Annotated in this window: 19 protein-coding genes; 8 read left to right on the plus strand and 11 right to left on the minus strand. The window is 71.4% G+C overall.

Annotation, left to right across the window (positions count from 1 at the left end; genetic code table 11):
* Nucleotides 1-4: 4 nt before the first annotated feature.
* Genes FB391_RS12285 through FB391_RS12295 form a run of 3 tightly spaced genes read right to left on the minus strand, consistent with a single transcriptional unit; the run spans nt 5 to nt 4,763 of the window.
* Nucleotides 5-1,162 carry an acyl-CoA dehydrogenase family protein gene (locus tag FB391_RS12285; protein ID WP_141894633.1) on the minus strand — a complete coding sequence of 386 codons (1,158 nt, stop codon included), beginning with the start codon at nt 1,160-1,162 and terminating at the stop codon, nt 5-7.
* Nucleotides 1,162-3,153 (minus strand): acetyl/propionyl/methylcrotonyl-CoA carboxylase subunit alpha, encoded by a 1,992-nt coding sequence (locus FB391_RS12290; protein WP_141894634.1) that lies wholly within the window; start codon nt 3,151-3,153, stop codon nt 1,162-1,164. Before FB391_RS12290 ends, FB391_RS12285 begins: the two co-directional genes overlap by 1 nt.
* A 5-nt stretch (nt 3,154-3,158) precedes the next feature.
* Nucleotides 3,159-4,763, minus strand: coding sequence for a carboxyl transferase domain-containing protein (locus FB391_RS12295; protein ID WP_141894635.1), 1,605 nt, complete (start codon nt 4,761-4,763; stop codon nt 3,159-3,161).
* A gap of 160 nt (nt 4,764-4,923) precedes the next feature.
* Between FB391_RS12295 and FB391_RS12300 the strand changes: the two genes are divergently transcribed.
* On the plus strand, nt 4,924-5,520 hold the full coding sequence (locus FB391_RS12300; RefSeq protein WP_141894636.1) for an SACE_7040 family transcriptional regulator: 597 nt from the start codon (nt 4,924-4,926) through the stop codon (nt 5,518-5,520).
* Nucleotides 5,521-5,556: 36 nt separating this feature from the next.
* Nucleotides 5,557-7,374: an alkaline phosphatase family protein gene (locus tag FB391_RS12305; protein ID WP_141894637.1), complete on the plus strand. Its 1,818-nt coding sequence runs from the start codon at nt 5,557-5,559 to the stop codon at nt 7,372-7,374.
* A 55-nt stretch (nt 7,375-7,429) separates the two neighbouring features.
* Here FB391_RS12305 and FB391_RS12310 read toward each other — a convergent pair whose 3' ends face one another.
* From FB391_RS12310 to pdhA, 3 genes are read right to left on the minus strand one after another with little or no spacing between them, the layout of a single operon-like run.
* Nucleotides 7,430-8,857 carry a dihydrolipoamide acetyltransferase family protein gene (locus FB391_RS12310; RefSeq protein ID WP_141894638.1) on the minus strand — a complete coding sequence of 476 codons (1,428 nt, stop codon included), beginning with the start codon at nt 8,855-8,857 and terminating at the stop codon, nt 7,430-7,432.
* Nucleotides 8,854-9,867 carry an alpha-ketoacid dehydrogenase subunit beta gene (locus FB391_RS12315; protein WP_141894639.1) on the minus strand — a complete coding sequence of 338 codons (1,014 nt, stop codon included), beginning with the start codon at nt 9,865-9,867 and terminating at the stop codon, nt 8,854-8,856. The genes FB391_RS12310 and FB391_RS12315 overlap by 4 nt, the downstream gene beginning before the upstream one ends.
* A gap of 1 nt (nt 9,868) precedes the next feature.
* Nucleotides 9,869-10,996 (minus strand): pyruvate dehydrogenase (acetyl-transferring) E1 component subunit alpha, encoded by a 1,128-nt coding sequence (gene pdhA / locus FB391_RS12320; RefSeq protein WP_141894640.1) that lies wholly within the window; start codon nt 10,994-10,996, stop codon nt 9,869-9,871.
* Between the two features lie 166 nt (nt 10,997-11,162).
* Here pdhA and FB391_RS12325 point away from each other — a divergent pair, with 166 nt between their 5' ends.
* Nucleotides 11,163-11,636, plus strand: a complete 474-nt coding sequence (locus tag FB391_RS12325) for an Lrp/AsnC family transcriptional regulator (RefSeq protein ID WP_141894641.1) — start codon at nt 11,163-11,165, stop codon at nt 11,634-11,636.
* Here the strand turns inward: FB391_RS12325 and FB391_RS12330 are convergent.
* Entirely contained in the window at nt 11,608-12,618 is a 1,011-nt protein-coding gene (locus FB391_RS12330; protein WP_141894642.1) for an EamA family transporter, read from the minus strand. The genes FB391_RS12325 and FB391_RS12330 overlap by 29 nt on opposite strands.
* 74 nt (nt 12,619-12,692) lie before the next feature.
* Here FB391_RS12330 and FB391_RS12335 point away from each other — a divergent pair, with 74 nt between their 5' ends.
* Nucleotides 12,693-13,247 (plus strand): CGNR zinc finger domain-containing protein, encoded by a 555-nt coding sequence (locus tag FB391_RS12335; RefSeq protein WP_141894643.1) that lies wholly within the window; start codon nt 12,693-12,695, stop codon nt 13,245-13,247.
* On the opposite strand, the gene FB391_RS12340 is transcribed toward FB391_RS12335, so the two are convergent.
* The gene (locus FB391_RS12340) at nt 13,207-14,106 is read right to left on the minus strand and encodes an alpha/beta fold hydrolase (protein WP_141894644.1); all 900 of its coding nucleotides are present in this window, start codon (nt 14,104-14,106) and stop codon (nt 13,207-13,209) included. The two genes, FB391_RS12335 and FB391_RS12340, sit on opposite strands and share 41 nt — an antisense overlap.
* Before the next feature lie 102 nt (nt 14,107-14,208).
* Between FB391_RS12340 and FB391_RS12345 the strand changes: the two genes are divergently transcribed.
* Nucleotides 14,209-14,940, plus strand: coding sequence for a 3'-5' exonuclease (locus FB391_RS12345; RefSeq protein ID WP_246093477.1), 732 nt, complete (start codon nt 14,209-14,211; stop codon nt 14,938-14,940).
* A gap of 65 nt (nt 14,941-15,005) precedes the next feature.
* Here FB391_RS12345 and FB391_RS12350 read toward each other — a convergent pair whose 3' ends face one another.
* From FB391_RS12350 to glgA, 3 genes are all read right to left on the minus strand, one after another.
* Nucleotides 15,006-15,263 (minus strand): type B 50S ribosomal protein L31, encoded by a 258-nt coding sequence (locus tag FB391_RS12350; RefSeq protein ID WP_018170680.1) that lies wholly within the window; start codon nt 15,261-15,263, stop codon nt 15,006-15,008.
* A gap of 100 nt (nt 15,264-15,363) precedes the next feature.
* The gene (locus FB391_RS12355) at nt 15,364-16,149 is read right to left on the minus strand and encodes an ABC transporter ATP-binding protein (protein ID WP_141894646.1); all 786 of its coding nucleotides are present in this window, start codon (nt 16,147-16,149) and stop codon (nt 15,364-15,366) included.
* 9 nt (nt 16,150-16,158) lie between these two features.
* Nucleotides 16,159-17,352 carry a glycogen synthase gene (gene glgA / locus FB391_RS12360; protein ID WP_141894647.1) on the minus strand — a complete coding sequence of 398 codons (1,194 nt, stop codon included), beginning with the start codon at nt 17,350-17,352 and terminating at the stop codon, nt 16,159-16,161.
* Between the two features lie 47 nt (nt 17,353-17,399).
* Here glgA and FB391_RS12365 point away from each other — a divergent pair, with 47 nt between their 5' ends.
* From FB391_RS12365 to FB391_RS12375, 3 genes are read left to right on the plus strand one after another with little or no spacing between them, the layout of a single operon-like run.
* Nucleotides 17,400-18,644, plus strand: a complete 1,245-nt coding sequence (locus FB391_RS12365) for a glucose-1-phosphate adenylyltransferase (protein ID WP_141894648.1) — start codon at nt 17,400-17,402, stop codon at nt 18,642-18,644.
* A gap of 51 nt (nt 18,645-18,695) precedes the next feature.
* Entirely contained in the window at nt 18,696-19,337 is a 642-nt protein-coding gene (serB, locus tag FB391_RS12370; protein ID WP_141894649.1) for a phosphoserine phosphatase SerB, read from the plus strand.
* 42 nt (nt 19,338-19,379) lie between these two features.
* A complete protein-coding gene (locus FB391_RS12375) occupies nt 19,380-20,087 on the plus strand; it encodes an alpha/beta fold hydrolase (protein WP_141894650.1) in 708 nt (235 codons plus the stop codon).
* Nucleotides 20,088-20,089: the final 2 nt, after the last annotated feature.

Below are 20,089 nucleotides of genomic sequence, written 5' to 3' on the forward strand. Positions count from 1 at the left end.
GGTGTCACGCTACCCCGAGGGCCCGCGCGATGACGAGCAGCTGCACCTCGCTCGTGCCCTCGCCGATCTCCAGGATCTTCGAGTCGCGGTAGTGTCGTGCGACCGGGTACTCGTTCATGAAGCCGTTGCCGCCGAAGACCTGCGTCGCGTCGCGGGCGTTGTCCATCGCGGCGTCGCTCGCGGTGAGCTTCGCGATGGCCGCCTGCGTCTTGAACGGCTTGCCCGCATCACGCAGGCGTGCGGCGTGATGCCAGGCGAGGCGCGCGACGTGCACGCGCTGCTGCATGCGGGCGAGCAGGAACTGGATGCCCTGCCGGGTCGCGAGCGGTTCGCCGAACACCGTGCGCTTGCACGCGTAGTCGACGGCGGCTTCGAGGCATCCCTCCGCCGCGCCGGTCGACAGCGCCGCGATGGCGATGCGTCCCTCGTCGAGGATGTGGAGGAAGTTCGCGAACCCGCGCCCGCGCTCGCCGAGGAGGTTCCCCTCCGGAACGCGTACGTCCTGGAAAGTCAGCGGGTGGGTGTCGGACGCGTGCCAGCCGACCTTGTCATACGCCGGCTCCACGGTGAAGCCCGCGGTGCCGTTGGGCACGACGATCGTCGAGATCTCTTTGCGCCCATCGGCCTCACCGGTCACCGCCGTCACGGTGACGAACCGCGTGATGTCGGTCCCGGAGTTGGTGATGAACTGCTTCGACCCGTTGATGACCCACTCCCCGGCGTCCAGGCGGGCGGTCGTGCGCGTGGCGCCGGCGTCGGAGCCGGCCTCGGGCTCGGTGAGCCCGAACCCGGCGAGCGCCTCCCCGGCCAGGAGCGGGGGCAGCAGCTCCTGCTTCTGCTCCTCGGTGCCGAAGCGGAACACGGGCATGGCGCCCAGGCTCACTCCGGCCTCCAGTGTGATCGCCAGGGACTGGTCGACACGGCCGAGCGCCTCGATCGCGAGACACAGGGCGAAGTAGTCGCCTCCCTGCCCGCCGTACTCCTCGGGGAAGGGCAGGCCGAACAGGCCGAGCTCGCCCATCTGCGCCACGACGTCCAGCGGCAGCGTATGGGTGCGGTCGGCCTCGTACGATCGCGGGGCGACGACCTCGTCGGCGAACTGGCGCACCAGGCCCGCGAGCTCCCGCTCGTCGTCGGTGACGTCGTAGTCGTAGTCGGGCATCAGTCGTTCTCCTTCACGTGTGCGAGCACCTGGTCGCGCCGCACCTGGTCGCCCACGGCGACGTCGATCCGCACGATCCCCGCGTGCGGCGCGGCCACGGGGTGCTCCATCTTCATGGCCTCGATCGTCGCGATGCGGTCGCCGGCGGCGACCTCGGCCCCGTCGGACACGTGGACCGCGACGACGGCTCCCGGCATCGGGGCGCGCAGCTCGGGATCGGATGCCGCAGCCTCCCGCTCCCGCGCGGCCCGGCGCTTCTCGGCGGCGACGCGGCGGCTGAGCGGACGCAGGGCGGTGGTGACGCCGTCGGCGTGGATCCAGAGCAACCCGTCGTCGGAGCTCGCGGTCGTGACGTCGGCGGCAGGCACGTGCGCGTGCTCCCCCGGCGCCGCGGCGTGGATGCGCCCGTCGCCGGTCTCGAACGACGCCGTGGCGGCGACCGCCGGCCCACCGGCACGCCACCCCGAGCGCGCGGACCACAGGGCCGACGCGTGGGACGGACGGGCGGCGGCGGCGGCGGCATCCCGATCCGCCTCCCGGCGTGCGGCAGCGGCGAGGGCGGCCGCGGGCGGTTCTGGCGCGGTGTACGCGGGCAGCCGCTCGATGAGGCCGGTGTCCATGTCACCGCGCTGCACGCCGGGATCGGCGAGCAGCGTGCGCAGGAAGCCGATGTTGGTGTCGACGCCCAGCACCACGGTGTCGGCGAGCGCGGCGTCGAGCCGGCGCAGCGCCGCCGCGCGGTCGGGCGCGTGGGCGATGACCTTGGCGATCATCGGGTCGTAGTCGGCGGTGACGACGCTCCCGGTCTCGACCGCGCCGTCGGTGCGGACGCCGGGCGCCGCCCGCCAGAGCAGCACGCCGCCTGTCGCGGGCAGGAAGCCGCGCTCGGGCGATTCGGCGTAGACGCGCGCCTCGATCGCGTGACCGTCCAGGTGCACGTCGTCCTGCGCGATCGCGAGGGGCTCCCCGGCGGCGATGCGCAGCTGCTGCTCGACGAGATCCACACCGGTCACGAGCTCGGTCACCGGATGCTCGACCTGCAGGCGCGTGTTCATCTCGATGAAGAAGAACTCGTCGGGTCGGTCGGCGGCGACGAGGAACTCGACGGTGCCGGCGCCGCGATAGTCGACGGATGCCGCCGCCGCACACGCGGCGGCGCCCAGGCGCGCGCGCGTCTCGGCGTCGAGGACGGGCGACGGTGCCTCTTCGATGACCTTCTGGTGCCGCCGCTGCAGCGTGCACTCGCGCTCTCCGAGATGGATGACGCCGCCGTGAGCGTCGGCGAGCACCTGCACCTCGATGTGCCGCGGACGCTCGATGAGCCGCTCGAGCAGCATCGTGTCGTCGCCGAAGGCCGCCGCTGCGACGCGGCGCGCGGTGGCGAGCGCGTCGGGCAGGTCGGCGGCGCTGCGCACGACCTGCATGCCCTTGCCGCCGCCTCCCGCCGACGGCTTCACCAGAAGCGGAAAGCCCGTGGCGCCGGCCGACGCCGCGATGTCGGCATCCGTCATCCCGGCCGCGCTGAAGCCCGGAACCGTCGGCACACCGTGGGCGGCGACGTGATCCTTCGCCCGGATCTTGTCGCCCATGACCTCCAGCGCGCGCTCCCCCGGCCCGATGAAGACGATGCCGGCGGCGGCGCACGCGCGCGCGAACGTCACGTTCTCGGACAGGAACCCGTAGCCCGGGTGCACGGCCTGTGCGCCGGTCTGGACGGCAGCGGCGATCACCGCGTCGATGTCGAGGTAGGACTGCGCGGCCGCGGCCGGCCCGATGCGCACCGCGACGTCCGCCTCGCGCACGTGGGGCGCCGCGGCGTCGGCGTCGCTGTAGACGGCGACCGAACGGATGCCCAGACGCCGGAGCGTGCGGATCACGCGGCGCGCGATCTCGCCCCGGTTGGCGACGAGGACGATCTGGAACCCTTCGACGGGCTCAGGGACCGGGGCGGGCTCAGAGAACGGAGAGGGCTCGGAGAACGGAGAGGTCATGGCTGTCACATCCGGAAGACGCCGAAGCGGGGTTCGGGCAGCGGCGTGCGCGACACGACGTCCAGGGCCAGGCCCAGGAGGTCCCGCGTATCGAGCGGGTCGACGATGCCGTCGTCCCACAGCCGCGCCGTGGCGTAGTAGGGGTTGCCCTGTTCTTCGTACTGGGCGCGGATCGGGGCCTCGAAGGCGGACTGCTCGTCGGCGGACCACTGCTCGCCGCGCGCCTGGAGCTGGTCGCGCTTGACCGTCGACAGCACCGACGCGGCCTGCGGCCCGCCCATCACCGAGATGCGCGAGGCCGGCCACGTCCACAGGAAGCGGGGCGAATACGCCCTTCCGCACATCGAGTAGTTGCCGGCGCCGAACGAGCCGCCGATGACGACGGTGAGCTTCGGCACCCGCGTCGTCGCGACGGCGGTGACCATCTTGGCGCCGTCCTTCGCGATGCCGCCCGCCTCGGCGTCGCGGCCGACCATGAAGCCCGAGATGTTCTGCAGGAACAGCAGCGGGATGCCGCGCTGGTCGCACAGCTCGATGAAGTGCGCGCCCTTGAGGGCCGATTCCCCGAACAGCACGCCGTTGTTCGCGACGATCCCGACCGGATGCCCGTGGATGCGCGCGAACCCGGTGACGAGCGTCGTCCCGTACTCGCGCTTGAACTCGTGCAGCTCGCTGCCGTCGACGAGGCGCGCGATGACCTCGCGGACGTCGTAGGGCTGGTTCACATCGACGGGCACGATGCCGTACAGCTCCCCCGGATCCGCGACCGGATCGACCGTCGGCACGACCTCCCATGCCGGCGCGGCGGGCGGCGGCAGCGTCGCGACGATGTCGCGCACGATCTCCAGCGCGTGCTCGTCGTCCTCGGCGAGATGGTCGACGACGCCGGAGCGGCGCGCGTGCAGCTCTCCGCCGCCGAGCTCCTCCGCCGTCACGACCTCGCCGATCGCGGCCTTCACCAGGGGCGGGCCGCCCAGGAAGATGGTGCCCTGGTTGCGGACGATCACGGTCTCGTCGCTCATCGCGGGCACGTAGGCGCCGCCGGCGGTGCACGAGCCGAGCACCGCGGCGATCTGCGGGATGCCGGCGGCCGAGAGCCTGGCCTGGTTGAAGAAGATGCGGCCGAAGTGGTCGCGGTCGGGGAACACGTCGTCCTGCATCGGCAGGAACGCGCCGCCCGAGTCGACGAGGTAGATGCAGGGCAGCCGGTTCTCCAGCGCGATCTCCTGCGCCCGCAGGTGCTTCTTGACCGTCATCGGGTAGTACGTGCCGCCCTTGACGGTCGCGTCGTTGCAGACGACCATCACGTGGCGTCCGTGCACGAGCCCGATGCCCGCGATGACGCCGGCCGCGGGCGCCTCGCCCCCGTACAGTCCCTCGGCCGCGAGCGGGGCGACCTCGACGAACGGGCTCCCCTCGTCGAGCAGGCGCGACACGCGGTCTCTGGGAAGCAGCTTGCCACGCGCGAGGTGGCGCTCGCGCGACGCGGGCGGGCCGCCGAGCGACGCCGTGGCCAGACGCTCGCGGAGGTCCTCGGCGAGCGCGCGCTGAGCCTGATCGGCGCGGGCGAAGGCGTCGTCGGGCACCGCTCGGGTGGTCAGCACGCTCATGGCTCTGCGCTCCGTGTCATCCTCGTCGACGTCACGATCGGGTCACACCTGTCAACGGGGTTCTTGTCGGGGCGCGGCTCGATTGGTTAGTGTTCACTAACTGAGGTTTAGGTTAGCGAGCATTAACTGAAATCGCAAGCCCTCATCACCCGGAGCACAGATGACAAACGGTGTCACCGACCGCAACCGCGCGAAGGCCGACCGCCACGCCGCGATCCTGCAGCAGGCGGCTGCGCTGTTCGCCGAGCGCGGGTTCAGCGGCGTCAGCCTGGAGGACATCGGCGGCGCCGTCGGCATCAGCGGCCCCGCGCTGTACCGCCACTTCGCCGGCAAGCAGGCGCTGCTGGGCGCGATCCTCGTCGAGGTGAGCGAGCGGCTGCTCGCGGGCGGACGGACGGTGGTCTCGACGCACGACGGCGCCGACGCGCAGCTGGACGCCCTGATCGCGTTCCACGTGGCATTCGCGCTGCGCGACGCCGACGTCATCCGCGTCCAGGACCGGGACATGGCGAGCCTCAGCGACGAGGATCGTCACACCGTGCGACGCCTGCAGCGCGAGTACGTCGAGGTGTGGATCGGCATCCTGTCGGCGCTGCACCCGCACCGCGACGACGACGAGCTGCGCGTGCGCGCGCACGCGTGCTTCGGCCTCATCAACTCCACGCCGCACACCGTACGGGTCGCGCGGTCACGGTCCGCCGACTCCGACGTGCGCGGCATCCTGCATTCGATGGCCCGCGCCGCGCTGACCGCCTGAGAGCTCCCGGCGCCGTGACCCCCTAGTCTGAACGCGATGGCGGGGGCGAGCCACGAAGACGACACGGCGCCGGCGGAGCACGGCGAGCCGCCCTCCGTCGTGCGCCCCGAGGCGGCGCCGCAGCTCGACGATGCGTCGCGCCGCGACTTCCTCAAGCTCGGCGGCATCGCGACCGCGGGGGCCGTGGTCGGCGGCGCCATCGGGGCGACCGCCGGGGCGACGATCGGTCACGAGCTCGGCGTCCGCGAGGGCTCGGCCGACCTGGCCACCGTCCCGCCGCGATCCGAGCCCGGGTTCGATCACATCGTCGTGCTGATGGGCGAGAACCGGTCGTTCGACAATCTGCTCGGTCGGCTCTACACGCCCGAGACGCTGCCCGTCGGCGAGAGGTTCGAAGGGCTGGAGTTCGGCGATCACGCCAACACCGCGCCCTCCGGCGAGCGCATCCCGGCACATGTCTACGAGGGCTCCACCGACGTCATCATGGGCAGTCCCGACCCGGATCCGGGCGAGGAGTACCCGCACGTCAACACGCAGCTGTTCGGTCTGGTCGACCCGCCCGACAACGCGACGGCCGAGATCGCCGACATGAGGGCGCCGTTCAATGCGCCACGGGCCGCCGCGACACCGACGATGGACGGGTTCGCGACGGACTACCGCAACAACCTGCTCCGGCTGCGGCGCGGCAGCGAGCCGAGCCTGGACGACGTCTCGCGCATCATGGGCGGCTTCTCGCCCGCGCAGCTGCCCGTGCTGTCGACGCTGGCGCAGCAGTTCGCGGTCTTCGACGCGTGGCACTGCGCGGTGCCGTCCCAGACGTACTGCAACCGCTCGTTCTTCCACGCCTCCACATCGCACGGATTCGTCACCAACCACGATGGCGGCGGCTACCGGAAGTGGCTCGACGCGGATGCCTCGCCCACCGTCTTCGACCGTCTCGAGGCGGCGGGACTGTCGTGGAAGGTGTACTTCGACGAGCTGCAGCTGGTCTCGCTCACCGGCATCCTGCACTCGCCGAGCCTGGAGCGGTACTGGCGCACCGACCACTTCGTGTACATGTCGGAGTTCTACGAGGACGCGAAGAACGGGACCCTGCCCGCGTACGCGTTCATCGAACCGCGGCTGGTGTACAACCACAACGATTTCCACCCGCCGGTGGGGGTGCTCCGCGAGAGCGATGTCGGGGGCGAGCCCGTCATCGACTCTGCGATCTCCGACGTCCGCGCCGGCGAGAAGCTCGTGGCCGAGGTGTACGACGCGATCCGCACGAGCGCCACGCCGGACGGCTCGAACGCAGTCAACACACTGCTGCTCATCACGTTCGACGAGCACGGCGGCACGTACGACCACGTCGCTCCGCCTGCGGCCACCCCTCCCGAGGAGGACGCCCCCGCGGGAGAGATGGGCTTCGCGTTCGACCGACTCGGCGTGCGGGTGCCGGCGATCGCAGTGTCGGCGTACACGAAGGCGGGCACGATCGTCCACGACGAGATGCACCACGGTTCGCTCATGGCGACCCTCGCCCGGCGCCACGGGCTCGAGCCGCTCACGAGGCGCGACGCCGAAGCGCGCGACCTGTACTCGGTCGTCAACCTGAGCGCCCCGCGTGACCCGTCCGCCTGGCCGCTGGTGCATCCGCAGTACGTGCCGCCGAACACCGCGGAGGATGAGCGCACCGACCTCAAGAACGGCCCACACCGCGACATGCCGCTGAGCCCTCCGGGAAAGGGGCTGCTCGGGCTGCTGATCGCGAAGTACGGCAGCGCAGACGGCGAGGACCCGCAGACGTACGCCGACGCGTACCGCATCCTGCAGGCGAAGGGCCTCGGGCTGTTCTACCCCAAGAAGCGCTGATCGGCCGGCCCCGCAGGACCGGCCGATCGTCGACGCTGCACGATGAGCAGTACAGCTAGCGCAGCAGCATCGCCCTCCCCGGCTCGCGCAGCACGTCGGCGACCTCGACCATGAACCGCGCCCCCTGCTCGCCGTCCACCAGTCGATGATCGAACGACAGCGCGAGCGTCATGACGTCGCGCAGCGCGATCTCGCCGCGGTGCTCCCACGGCTGGCGCCGGACCGCGCCGAGCGCGAGGATGCCCGCCTCCCCCGGGTTGATGATCGGTGTGCCGGCGTCCACGCCGAACACCCCGACGTTCGTGATCGAGAACGTGCCGCCCATCATGTCGGCCGGCGCCGTCTTGCCTGCGCGCGCCGTCTCGGCGAGCGCCCGGATCGCATCGGCGAGCTCGACGAGCGTCAGCTCCTGCGCGTCGCGGATGTTGGGCACCACCAGCCCGCGCCCGGTGGCCGCAGCGATCCCGAGGTTGACGTAGTGGTGCTCGACGATCTCGCCCGCCTCGTCGTCCCACTTCGAATTGAGCGCGGGGTGGCGCCCGAGGGCGAGGCACACCGCCTTGGCGGCGACGGCCATCACCCCGATGCGGTGGTCCTGCAGCGCGCGGTCGGCCTTGAGGGACGCGATCAGCTCGCTGGTGGCGGTGACATCGACGGTGAGGAACGTCGTGACGTGCGGCGCCGTGAAGGCGCTGCGCACCATCGCGTCCGCGGTCATGCGCCGCACTCCGCGGATGGGCGTCCGGGTGGTGCGCTCCCCCGGCCCACGCTCGGGCGCGAGCGCCTCGGCGGTATCGGGGATGCCGGCGGCCTCGGCCGGCGCTGCCGCCGGGGCGGCGGCGACTCCGACGCGCTCGGCGTACGCCTCGACATCGGCCCGCGTGATGACGCCCGACGCTCCGGTGGCCTCGACGAGCGCCAGATCGATGCCCAGCTGCTTCGCGAGCGCCCGCACCGGCGGTGTCGACCGCGGGCGCTCCACGGGCGCCTCGACGACGTCCATCGCGTCGGCGGGGATCGCGTCGTGCGGCGCCGCCTCGAGCACGGCGGTGTCGGAGCGGGTGGATGCTTCGTCTCGTGCCTCGCTCAGCACACGTGCCGGTCCCGCGACGCGTGCGCGCCGTTGCGGTCGGCCCGCCCCGCGGGGGGCGGCGCCGTAGCCGACGAGGTTCGGCTCGGCGCGCTCGGCCTCGGCAGGGGCCGCGGGCGCCTCCGCCGCGGGCGCCGGCGGTGCGGCAACCTCTCCCCCCGTGTCGAAGGTGATCAGCACCGAGCCCACCTCGATGACGTCGCCCGCCCCGGCGTGGAGCGCCGTCACGGTGCCCGCGTGCGGCGACGGCAGCTCGACGACGGCCTTGGCGGTCTCGACCTCGGCGATCGTCTGATTGAGGGCGACCGTGTCGCCGACGGCGACGAGCCACTGCACGAGCTCCGCCTCGGGAAGGCCTTCGCCGAGGTCGGGCAGCCGGAAGTCCTGTGTCATCGGTCCGCCACCCCCGAGAGGCTGTTCGGCCTGTCCATGACGCGGTCGACGGCGTCGAGGATCCGGTCGAGGTCGGGCAGATGGTGCTTCTCGAGCTTCGCGGGCGGGTACGGGATGTCGTGACCGGTGACGCGCTGCGGAGCCGCTTCGAGGTAGTTGAAGCAGCGCTCGGTGACGCTCGCGACGAGCTCCGCCCCGACGCCGGCCTCACGCGCCGCCTCGTGCGTCACCACGACGCGTCCGGTCTTGCGCACCGACGCGGTGACGGTGCGGTAGTCGACGGGCGAGATCGAGCGCAGGTCGATGACCTCGATCGACACGCCGTCGTCCTCGGCGGCGGTGGCGGCATCCATCGCGGTCCCCACCTGCGCGCCGTAGGTGAGCAGCGTCACGTCGGTACCGGGGCGCGCCACACGCGCGAGGCCCATCGGGGGCGCGTCCGCCAGCTGCAGGTCGAGGTCGACCTCGCCCTTGGAGTGGTAGAGCCGCTTGGGCTCGAAGTACACGACGGGATCGTTCGAGGCGATCGCCTGGCGCAGCATCACGTAGGCGTCCTGCGGGTTCGACACGGCGACGACGCGCAGCCCCGACGTGTGCACGAAGTACGCCTCGGGCGACTCGGAGTGGTGCTCGGCAGCGCCGACACCGCCCGCCCACGGGATGCGGATCGTGATGGGCATCGTGACGTTGCCCCGCGTGCGGTAGTGGAGCTTGGCCACCTGGCACACGATCTGGTCGAACGCCGGGTACACGAAGCCGTCGAACTGGATCTCGACCACGGGTCGGTAGCCGCGGAACGCGAGGCCGACGGCGGTGCCCATGATCCCCGCCTCGGCCAGCGGGGTGTCGATCACACGCTGCGCGCCGAACTGCGACTGCAGGCCGTCGGTGATGCGGAACACGCCGCCGAGCTTGCCGATGTCCTCGCCCATGATGAGGACCTTGTCGTCGTCCGCCATCGCCCGGCGCAGGCCTTCGTTGATGGCCTTGGCCATCGTGAGCTGCACCATGTCACGCCTCCTGAGCGGGCGCGAAGCCGTCGAGGTACGCGCCGAACCACTCGCGCTGCTCGTCGATGCCCGAGTGCGGCTCGGCGTAGACGTCGTCGAAGACCGTCAACGGCGCGCGCGTCGTGGCGCTCATCGCCGCCTCGCGGACCGAGGCGGCCAGCGCGTCGGCGTCCGCCTCGACGCTCGCGGCGAATGCCTCGTCGAACTCGCCGCGCGAGCGCAGCAGAGCCTCGACGCGGGCGATCGGGTCGCGGCGGCGCCAGGTCTCGACCTCGTCCTTGTCGCGGTAGCGCGTGGGGTCGTCCGACGTCGTGTGCGGGCCCATGCGGTACGTCACCGCCTCGATGAACGCGGGTCCCTTGCCGCTGCGGGCGTGGTCCAGCGCCCAGCGCATCGCCGCGAGGCAGGCCAGCACGTCGTTGCCGTCGACGCGCATGCTCGGGATGCCGAACCCCGGCGCGCGACCGGCGATCGGCGCCTTCGCCTGCAGGGCCACCGGCTCCGAGATCGCCCACTGGTTGTTGGTGCACACGAACACCACCGGCGCGCTGAACGACGAGGCGAAGACCATCGCCTCGTTGACGTCGCCCTGGCTGGACGCGCCGTCGCCGAAGTATGCGACCGAGGCCTGGTCCGTGCCGTCGCGCTGGATGCCCATCGCGTACCCGACGGCGTGCAGCGTCTGCGCGCCGATGATGATCTGCTGGGTCGCGGTGTTCAGCTCGTACGGGTCGTAGGTGGAGTGCTCCTCGCCGCGCCAGGCGAGCACGAAGTCCGAGGGCTTGCCGCCGCGTGCGTACACGACGCCCGTCTCGCGGTAGCTGGGGAAGGCGAAGTCGTCGGCGCGCAGGGCGCGCGCGGTGCCGATCTGCGTGGCCTCCTGCCCCTGGCACGGGGGCCACAGCCCGAGCTGCCCCTGCCGTTGCAGGGCGACGCCTTCGACGTCGATCCGCCGGAGCAGGACCATGTCGCGGTACAGGGACCGCAGCGCCGCCGCGTCGACGTCGGCGATCCACCGGTCGAGCTCGGGGTCGGCGATGCGCTCGCCGTCGGGGGTGAGCAGGCGGGCGACATCCTCGATATCGGTGCCGAGATCCGCCGTGGGGGTCAGGGTGTGCGTCATCGTCATCACTCCTCGTTGCGGGCCCCCTTGTGAGGAGCCGCCTCGTGTGCGCGCCGGCCTCTTCGCCGACAGCTCGAGGCTACGTCGAGGTCGCACCTCGCTCAAGCATTCGGGCTCGGCTTGAGCATGTTGACAACTTCACACCCCGATGACCGTGCTAACGTTTCGCACTATGAGTGCCCTCGATCACGTCGACCTGGAGCTGCTGGCAGCCCTGTCGGCAGACCCCCGCGCGACCGTCGTCGCGCTCGCCGAGCGGCTCGGCCTGTCGCGCAACACCGTCCAGGCCCGCATGGCGCGACTGGAGCGCACGGGCGTCTTCCTGTCGTACGAGCGGGCCATCTCGTCGGCCTCGCTCGGGTTCCCCATCGAGGCGTTCATCAGCGTCATCGTGCGGCAGGCCGAACTCCCCCGCATCGCCGTGGAACTCGCGCGCGTGCCCGAGGTCGTCCAGGCGCACGGCCTGTCGGGTCAGGTCGATCTGCTGGTGCGCGTCGCCTGCCGCGACACGCAGCACCTGTTCGACACCGACGCGCGCATCCTCGCGATCGAGGGCGTCGAGCGCACCGAGACCTCGCTCGTGATGGGCGAGGTCATCGCCCACCGCGTGACGCCGCTCATGGAGCTGGCGCGGCGGGAACCGTAGCCGCGGTCCCCTTCGGGGCGGTCGTCGACGAGGCGTCGGCGCGCACGAGCACGACGCCCACGAGGATGAGCGCGCCGCCCGCGAACTGGATCGGCGCCGGCACCTCGGCGAGGAAGATCCACGCGAACATGAGCGCGAACAGCACCTCCGAGAGACCGACGAACGACGCGACGCGCGAGCCGATGCGCGGAACCGCCATCACGCCCAGCGCGTAGCCGAGGGTCGTCGCCACGGCGGCGACCCAGAGGAGCGGCATCCACCATGGCACGGCGGTTCCGGCGAGCACGACGGTCACGGCCGGCGCCTGGAACGGGAGGATTCCGGTCAGGCACAGCACGCCCATCGCGAGCGCTCCCGTCAGCAGGCCGCTGGCCGCCAGCGCGAGCGGTGGCAGGTCGTCGCCGGCGCGCTCGGAGATGACGAAGTACGCGCACACGCACACGGCGGCCGCCAGGGCGAGCAGCGTCCCCAGCAGATCGAACGACGCGCCGGAGATGTCGACGACCAGCACGAGGCCGAGCATCGCGACGGCCGAGCCCCACAGCACCAGTGCCGACGGCCGCTTACGGGTGCGCACCCACACCGCCGCCACCAGCATGACGGGTGCGAGGTACTGGATCAGCAGGGCCACGGCGACCGGCATCCGCTGCATCGCCGAGAAGAAGAACAGCTGGCACCCGAGCACCGGCATCAGGCCGAACGCGACGATGAGCTTGTAGTGGCGACGCAGGAAGCCGCGCTGCCGCACCATGGCACGCACGAGCGCCGGCGAGAGGATGAGCCCGGCCACCCCCATGCGCACGAGCAGGGCGGCGCCGAGCGACCAGCCGGCCTCGAGCAGGGGCTTCACGAACGGGCCGCTGGACGAGAACGCGAGGGCGGAGGCGACACCCATGAGCAGTCCCGTCGTGCGCAGGCGCGCCGTGGAGGAGGATGCGGGCCTCGTCGGGATGACGGGAACGGACGCGGTGGAGGCGGTCATGGGCGGCATCCGACTGTCAGGGGTGAAAGGTGCTTACACTGGTGACAGTAGCGATCGGTTTGTCAGGAGTCAACGTGGTTTTCATTCATGACACGCAGCAGAGCCTGCGCGCGGCCGCCTACCTCGTCAACACGATGCCCGGCTACGACGGGGACGACACGCTCACGACCCTGGAGCAGTTCGACGACTACCTGCAGGTGAACCCGTACACGGGCGTGATCCGGCGCGATGAGACCGAGCTCGCGGCCATCCGCGCGATCCGCCCGCGACTGCACGAGCTGTGGGAGGTCGACCGCGAAGGCGCCGTGCCCCTCGTGAACGAACTGCTCCGCGACGGGAGGGCACTCCCCCGCCTGGTGATCCACGACGGCTACGACTGGCACGTGCACGCCACGAGCGACGACGCTCCCCTGGCGACCCGCATCCTCGTCGAGGCCGCCATGGCGTTCGTCGACGTGATCCGCGCCGACGAGTACGACCGCGTCCGCATCTGCTCGGCCGACGACTGCGAGGGCGTGTACGTCGACTATTCGAAGAACGGCTCGAAGCGCTACTGCGACTCGGGCAACTGCGGCAACCGCATGAACGTCAACGCGTATCGGCGGCGGAAGGCGCGAGAAAGCGGGTGATCGCGTCTGCCGCGGCGGCCGGCGTCTCGTAGTGGATGAGATGCCCCACGTCCGGGATCTCGACGAGCTCCGCGTCCGGGAACAGCGTCGCGAGTGTGCGCTCCGCCTCGATCGGCGTGATGTCGTCGCGCTGCGCGGCCACCAGCAGCGTCGGCTGCGCGATGCGCGGCGCGGCCTCCCTCACGTCGTGCGACACCGACGCGACGAACGCGTCGTGCAGCACGTCGCGGTCGGCGAAGCGTGAGAAGTACGTGTCGTGCTGGTCGTGGACGAACCGACGGATGCCGGGGTCCCTGGTCTTGGCCATCGAGATGCTCATCACCCGCACGATGAGCCCGTTGCGCAGCAGCGTCTCGCCGAGCCCCTTCGGGAGCTTCGCGCCCGCCCAGTAGTAGAACACCGCGAGCCGCGTGAGGATCCCGCGCGGCCCCTCCAGCGCGGGGGCGCCGATGGGGTTCACGAGGATCACGCGCGGCGTCGGGAGTCCACGTGCCACCGCGGCCGACACGACGATCGACCCGAAGGAGTGCCCGAGGATGACGGCGCCGGGCGCGACCGCGGCGGCGAAGGCGGCGAGCCACTGCGCATAGAGCTCGAGGTCGTGGGTGCGCCCCGGAACCGGAGCGGTCTCGCCGAACCCCGGCAGGTCGGGCGAGATCACGCGCACGCCGGGGAGGTGGGCGACGACCGGCTCGAGGCCGTGGTGCTCGCCGCGGAATCCGTGCACCGCGATGATCGTGCTCTCCGCGTCGGCCGGGCCGTACACCCAATAGGCGGTCGCGCCGCCCAGCACCTCGACCTCGCGCCGCTCGACCGGGATCTCGTCGAGCAGGGCGGCGTAGGGGTTGGGCGCGGTCACGTCTCGAGTCTACGTTCCGGCGGCCGCATGGCCCGGGTGCACCGGCGTCCGCCGCGGAGCGCCTCCGCGAAGATGTCGGAACCCGCGCATACCGTGAGCGGCATGAGCACGTCCCGCGCCGACCAGCTGTCGCTGTGGGACGTGCCGGACTGGGTGCGTCTGGTGGGCGTGTTCGATCTGGAGACGACGGGCGTCGACGTCACGACCGACCGCATCGTGACGGCACACGTGGGCCTGCTGGACGCCTCCGGCCGGGCTCTGCGAGCACGCGACTGGCTCGCCGACCCAGGTGTCGAGATCCCCGAGGGCGCGAGCGCGATCCATGGCATCACCACCGCGCACGCGCGCGCGAACGGCCGGCCGGCGCGCGACGTGGTGGCCGAGGCGGTCGAGGCGGTCCGCGGACTGCTGGACGCCGGCATCCCCGTCGTCGCGTACAACGCGCCGTTCGACTTCTCGCTGCTCAAGTACGAGTCGCTGCGACACGGCATCGCGCCCATCGAGAACCCGTCGCCGGTCATCGACCCGCTCGTGGTCGACAAGGCCTACGACCGCTGGCGCAAAGGCAAGCGCACCCTCGAAGTCGTCGCCGCGCACTACGCAGTGCGGCTGGACGCCGCGCACGAGGCGTCGGCGGACGCCGTCGCGGCCGGGCGTGTGGCGCAGGCCCTCGCCGACCGCTTCGCCCCGTGGATGCCCGACACGGCCGACGAGCTCCACACGCGTCAGATCGCGTGGGCGCGGGCCCAGGCGGCGAGCCTCACCGACTATTTCATCCAGATCGGGCGGCTCGACCCCGACGACCGACTCGACGGTCGCTGGCCCATCCGCTGACGCCGGCTGTCCCCGAAACGCAGAAGGCCCCGCACGATGTGCGGGGCCTTCGAAGCGGGAGCGCCTTACTTGGAAGCGCCGCCGAAGTTCTTGAAGCGCTGGTTGAACTTCTCGACACGACCGGCCGAGTCCATGATGCGCTGCTTGCCCGTGTAGAACGGGTGCGAGGCCGACGAGATCTCGACGTCGATGACGGGGTACTCGACGCCGTCGAGCTCGATCGTCTTGTCGCTGGTCACCGTCGAGCGGGTGAGGAAGGTCTCGCCCGAGCCGAGGTCACGGAACACGACGGCCTGGTAGTCCGGGTGGATGTCAGTCTTCATGATGGTCCTTTGAGGATGGTGCCCTGGATTTTGCCAGGGCGGTCAAAGTCTTGAGCGCGCGCACGCGTGTGCACGCACCAAGGATCCAGTCTACCAGGGATCAGTGCGCGGCTCGTGCCGCGTACCGGCCGCCGTCCTCGGTGAGCCGGATCGGCACCCCGAAGGTCTCGGTGAGCGCATCGCCGGTGAGGGTGTCGCGGATGGGCCCGGACGCCACGGCCCGGCCGTCGCGCAGCAGCAGCACGTGGGTGAACCCGACCGGGATCTCTTCGACGTGGTGGGTGACCATGATCATCGCGGGCGTCGTCGGCGCCGACGCATAGCCGCCGAGCAGGACGAGCAGCTCCTCACGGGCGCCGAGATCCAGGCTCGCGGTCGGCTCGTCCAGCAGCAGCAGCTCGGGATCCGTCATGACCGCGCGCGCGATCTGGACGCGCTTCTGCTCGCCGTCCGACAGCGTGCCGAACGTCCGGTCGGCGAGGTGGTCGAGCTTCCACTCGGCCAGCACGCGCAGCGCGCGGCGCTCGTCGATGTCTTCGTAGTCCTCGCGCCAGCGGCCGAGCACCGAGTACGCGGCGGTGAGCACCACGTTGAGCACGGTCTCTTCGGGCGGCACGCGGCGCGCCATCGCCGACGACGCGAATCCGATGCGGGGACGCAGTTCGAACACGTCGGTGCGGCCCAGGCGCTCGCCCAGGATCGTGACGACGCCGGAGGTCGGGTGCAGCAGCGTGTCGGCCATCTGCAGGACGGTGGTCTTGCCGGCGCCGTTCGGCCCGAGCACGACCCATCGCTCGTCGTCGTTGATGGTCCAGTCCAGGTGGTCGACGATGTTGCGTGCGTTTCGGCGGACGACGACGTCGGAGAATTCGAGCACCTGGGGCATGCTCCCAGCCTACCGGCCGCCGGCGGCCACCTCCGCGTACAGCGCTGCGGTCTGCTCGGCGATGCGCTGCCAGCTGAAGTCGTCCGTCGCCCGCCGCCTGCCGGCGCTGCCGTACTCCCGTGCGCGCTCGGGATCGCTGACCACCTCGGTGAGGACGCGGGCGAGATCCGACACGAAGCGCTCGGGGTCGATGGGCGTGCCCGTGCCGTCCTGCACCTGCTCGATCGGGACGATGCGGCCCGTGACGCCGTCGACGACGACCTCGGGGATGCCGCCGGTCGCGGTGCCGACCACGGCGGCGCCGCACGCCATGGCCTCGAGGTTCACGATGCCGAGGGGCTCGTACACGGACGGGCACACGAAGGTGGTGGCCGCGCTCAGGATCGTGCAGAGCTCGTGGCGCGACAGCATGCGATCGAGCCACACGACGCCGTCGCGGCTGGCCTGCAGCCCGCGTACGAGGTCTTCGACCTCCGCCATGATCTGCGGGGTGTCCGGGGCGCCGGCGGCGAGGATCACCTGCACGTCGGCCGGGAGCCGTTCCGCGGCGCGCAGGAAGTAGGGCAGCCCCTTCTGGCGCGTGATCCGGCCGACGAAGACGACAGAGGGCTTGGCGGGATCGATCCCGAGCTCGGCGAGGAGGGCGGGGTCCTCGACGGGATGCCACGCCTCGACGTCGATGCCGTTGTAGATGACACGCACCCGGTCGGGGTCCAGCGCCGGGTAGCTGCGCAGGATGTCGTCGCGCATGCCGTTGCTGACGGCGACGACGGCGGCCGCGCCCTCGTAGGCGGTCTTCTCGATCCAGCTCGACACCGCGTAGCCGCCGCCGAGCTGTTCGGCCTTCCACGGGCGCAGCGGCTCGAGGCTGTGGGCGGTCACGATGTGCGGGATGCCGTGGAGCAGGGATGCCAGGTGCCCGGCGAAGTTCGCGTACCAGGTGTGGCTGTGCACCACGTCGGCGCCCGCCACGTCCGAGACGATCTCGAGGTCCGTGCCGAGGGTCTGCACGGCGGCATTGGCCGAGGCGAGCTCGACGGGCACCGCATACGACGAGGTGCCCTCTTCGGAGCGCTCCGCGCCGAACGCCCGGACACGCACGTCGAGCTCGGTGCGCAGCGCCTTCACCAGCTCCGTGACATGGACTCCGGCGCCCCCGTAGATCTCCGGCGGGTACTCCTTCGTGACGATGTCGACTCGCATGCTCGAACGCTAGTACATCGGTCGGAACGCGTCCTAGTGTGGGTCCCATGCCAGCAGCGCCCAAGGTCTTCGGAATCATCCTCGCCGGCGGCGAGGGCAAGCGGTTGATGCCCCTGACTGCGGATCGAGCGAAGCCCGCCGTCCCCTTCGGGGGCCAGTACCGGCTCATCGACTTCGCGATCTCGAACCTCATCAACTCGGGGCTCAGGCAGGTCGTGGTGCTGACGCAGTACAAGTCGCACAGCCTCGACCGCCACATCTCCCAGACCTGGCGCATGTCGGCCCTGCTCGATTCGTACGTGGCATCCGTCCCCGCCCAGCAGCGGCTGGGCAAGCGGTGGTTCTCGGGTTCGGCGGACGCCATCCTGCAGAGCCTCAACCTCATCACCGACGAGAAGCCCGACATCGTCGTCGTGATCGGCGCCGACCACGTCTACCGCATGGACTTCCGCCAGATGCTGGCCGCGCACATCGATTCCGGTGCACGGGCCACGGTCGCCGGCATCCGTCAGCCCATCTCGCTCGCGAACCAGTTCGGCGTGATCGACGTGGACCCTGCGGACCCGGGTCGCATCCGCGAGTTCCTCGAGAAGCCGCAGAGCCCGGTCGGCCTGGCGGACGCGCCCGACCAGGTGCTCGCCTCGATGGGCAACTACATCTTCGACACCGACGCGCTCATCGAGGCGGTCGAGTCCGACGGCGAGGTGCCGACGTCGAACCACGACATGGGCGGCGACATCGTGCCGTACTTCGTCTCGCGCGGCGAGGCGGGCGTATACGACATGAACCGCAACGACGTCCCCGGCTCGACGGACCGCGACCGCTACTACTGGCGCGACGTGGGGACGATCGACTCGTTCTTCGACGCGCACCGCGACCTCATCTCGACGCTGCCGGTGTTCAACCTGTACAACACCGACTGGCCCATCCACTCGCAGGCGGTCAACTCGCCGCCGGCCAAGTTCGTGCGCGATTCGGTCGGACGCATCGGCAACGCGATCGACTCGATCGTGTCGCTCGGCTCGGTCCTGTCGGGGACGCACCTGGAGCGCAGCGTCGTCGGCCCGTGGACGCTCGCCGGCGGAGGCTCGACCATCACCGACTCGGTGCTGTTCGACTACGTCCACGTCGGCGCCGGCGCCCGCGTGCACCGGGCGATCCTCGACAAGAACGTCGTGCTCGACGACGGCGCGACCGTCGGCGTCGACCGCGAGAAGGACCTCGCGCGGGGCTTCACCGTCACCGACACCGGCATCACCGTCGTGGGCAAGGGCGTCCGCGTCGAGCGCTGACGGCCGTCATCCGGTCCGGAGCGCCCGGCGCCTGCGGCTAGCGTGGGAGGCATGCCCGTCGCGCCCGCCCGCTTCCTCGTCGTGCTCGATGCCGACTCCACGCTGATCCGCAACGAGGTGATCGAGCTGATCGCCGACGAAGCCGGCCGCGGACCCGAGGTGGCCGCAGCGACCGAGGCGGCGATGCGCGGCGAGGTCGACTTCGCGACGAGCCTGCGCTCGCGCGTGGAGGCGCTAGCGGGAGTGCCGGTGACGGCATTCGCCCGGGTGCTGGCGCGCATCGAGCCCACCCCCGGGGTGCGGGAGCTGATCGACGCCGTGCACGCACGCGGCGGTGCGGTCGGCGTCGTGTCGGGCGGGTTCCACGAGATCCTCGACACCGTGGCGCCGGACCTCGGCATCGACGTGTGGCGCGCCAACCGCCTCGCGACCGCGGACGGCGTGCTCACCGGGGTCGTCGACGGCGGGATCGTGGATGCCGCCGGCAAGGCGGTCGCCCTGCGCGAATGGGCGTCCGAGCGCGGCGTCGGCCTCACGCGCACCGTCGCCATCGGCGACGGCGCCAACGATCTCCTGATGATGGCCGAGGCCGGTCTCGGCGTCGCCTTCAACGCCAAGCCCGCCGTGCGCGCGCAGGCCGATGTCGTGGTCGGCCCCGTCGACCTGCGCGAGGTCATCCCGCTGCTGCCCTGACCCGACCCGCGAGTGTCGGCGCCCGCCGCTAGCCTCGGGAGCATGCACATCATCCTCGTCCCGGGCCTGTGGCTCGACGCGTCGTCCTGGGGCGACGTCGCCCCCGCCCTCGAGGCAGCCGGCCACCGCACGCACGCGCTCACGCTGCCCGGGGTCGGGGCGTCCGCCGCCGACTCCACCGGCATCGGGATGGCCGAATGGGTAGCCGCCACGGTCGCCGAGATCGACGCCCTCGACGGGCAGATCGCGCTCGTCGGGCATTCCGGGGGCGGCAACGTCGCCTACGGTGCGGTCGATGCCCGGCCCGACCGCATCGCCCACCTCGTACTCCTCGACACGTGGCCGCCTGCCGAAGGAGGCACGATCTCGGAGTTCCCGATCGTCGACGGCGTGGTGCCGTTCCCGGGGTGGGACTTCTTCGACGACTCGGATGTCGCCGACCTCGACCCGCAGACGAGGGCGGACGCCGCGGCCCGAGCGAAGCCGGTCCCCGAGCGCGTGCCGACCGACCCCATCCGACTGTCGGACGAACGCCGCCGGTCGGTGCCCGCCACGATCATCACCGGCACCGTGCCTGCCGCGCAGATCCGCGAGATCGTTCAGAGTGCGCCGGAGTGGGCCGCCGAGCTCGCCGCCATCGAGCAGCTCGGCGTCATCGAGCTCGGGGCTCCCGGCGATCCGACGGGCCACTGGCCGCAGTTCTCCCGACCCGGCGCGGTGGCCGAGGCGATCCTGCAGGCGATCGGCTGACG

The organism is Microbacterium kyungheense (assembly GCF_006783905.1).
Lineage (GTDB): Bacteria > Actinomycetota > Actinomycetes > Actinomycetales > Microbacteriaceae > Microbacterium > Microbacterium kyungheense.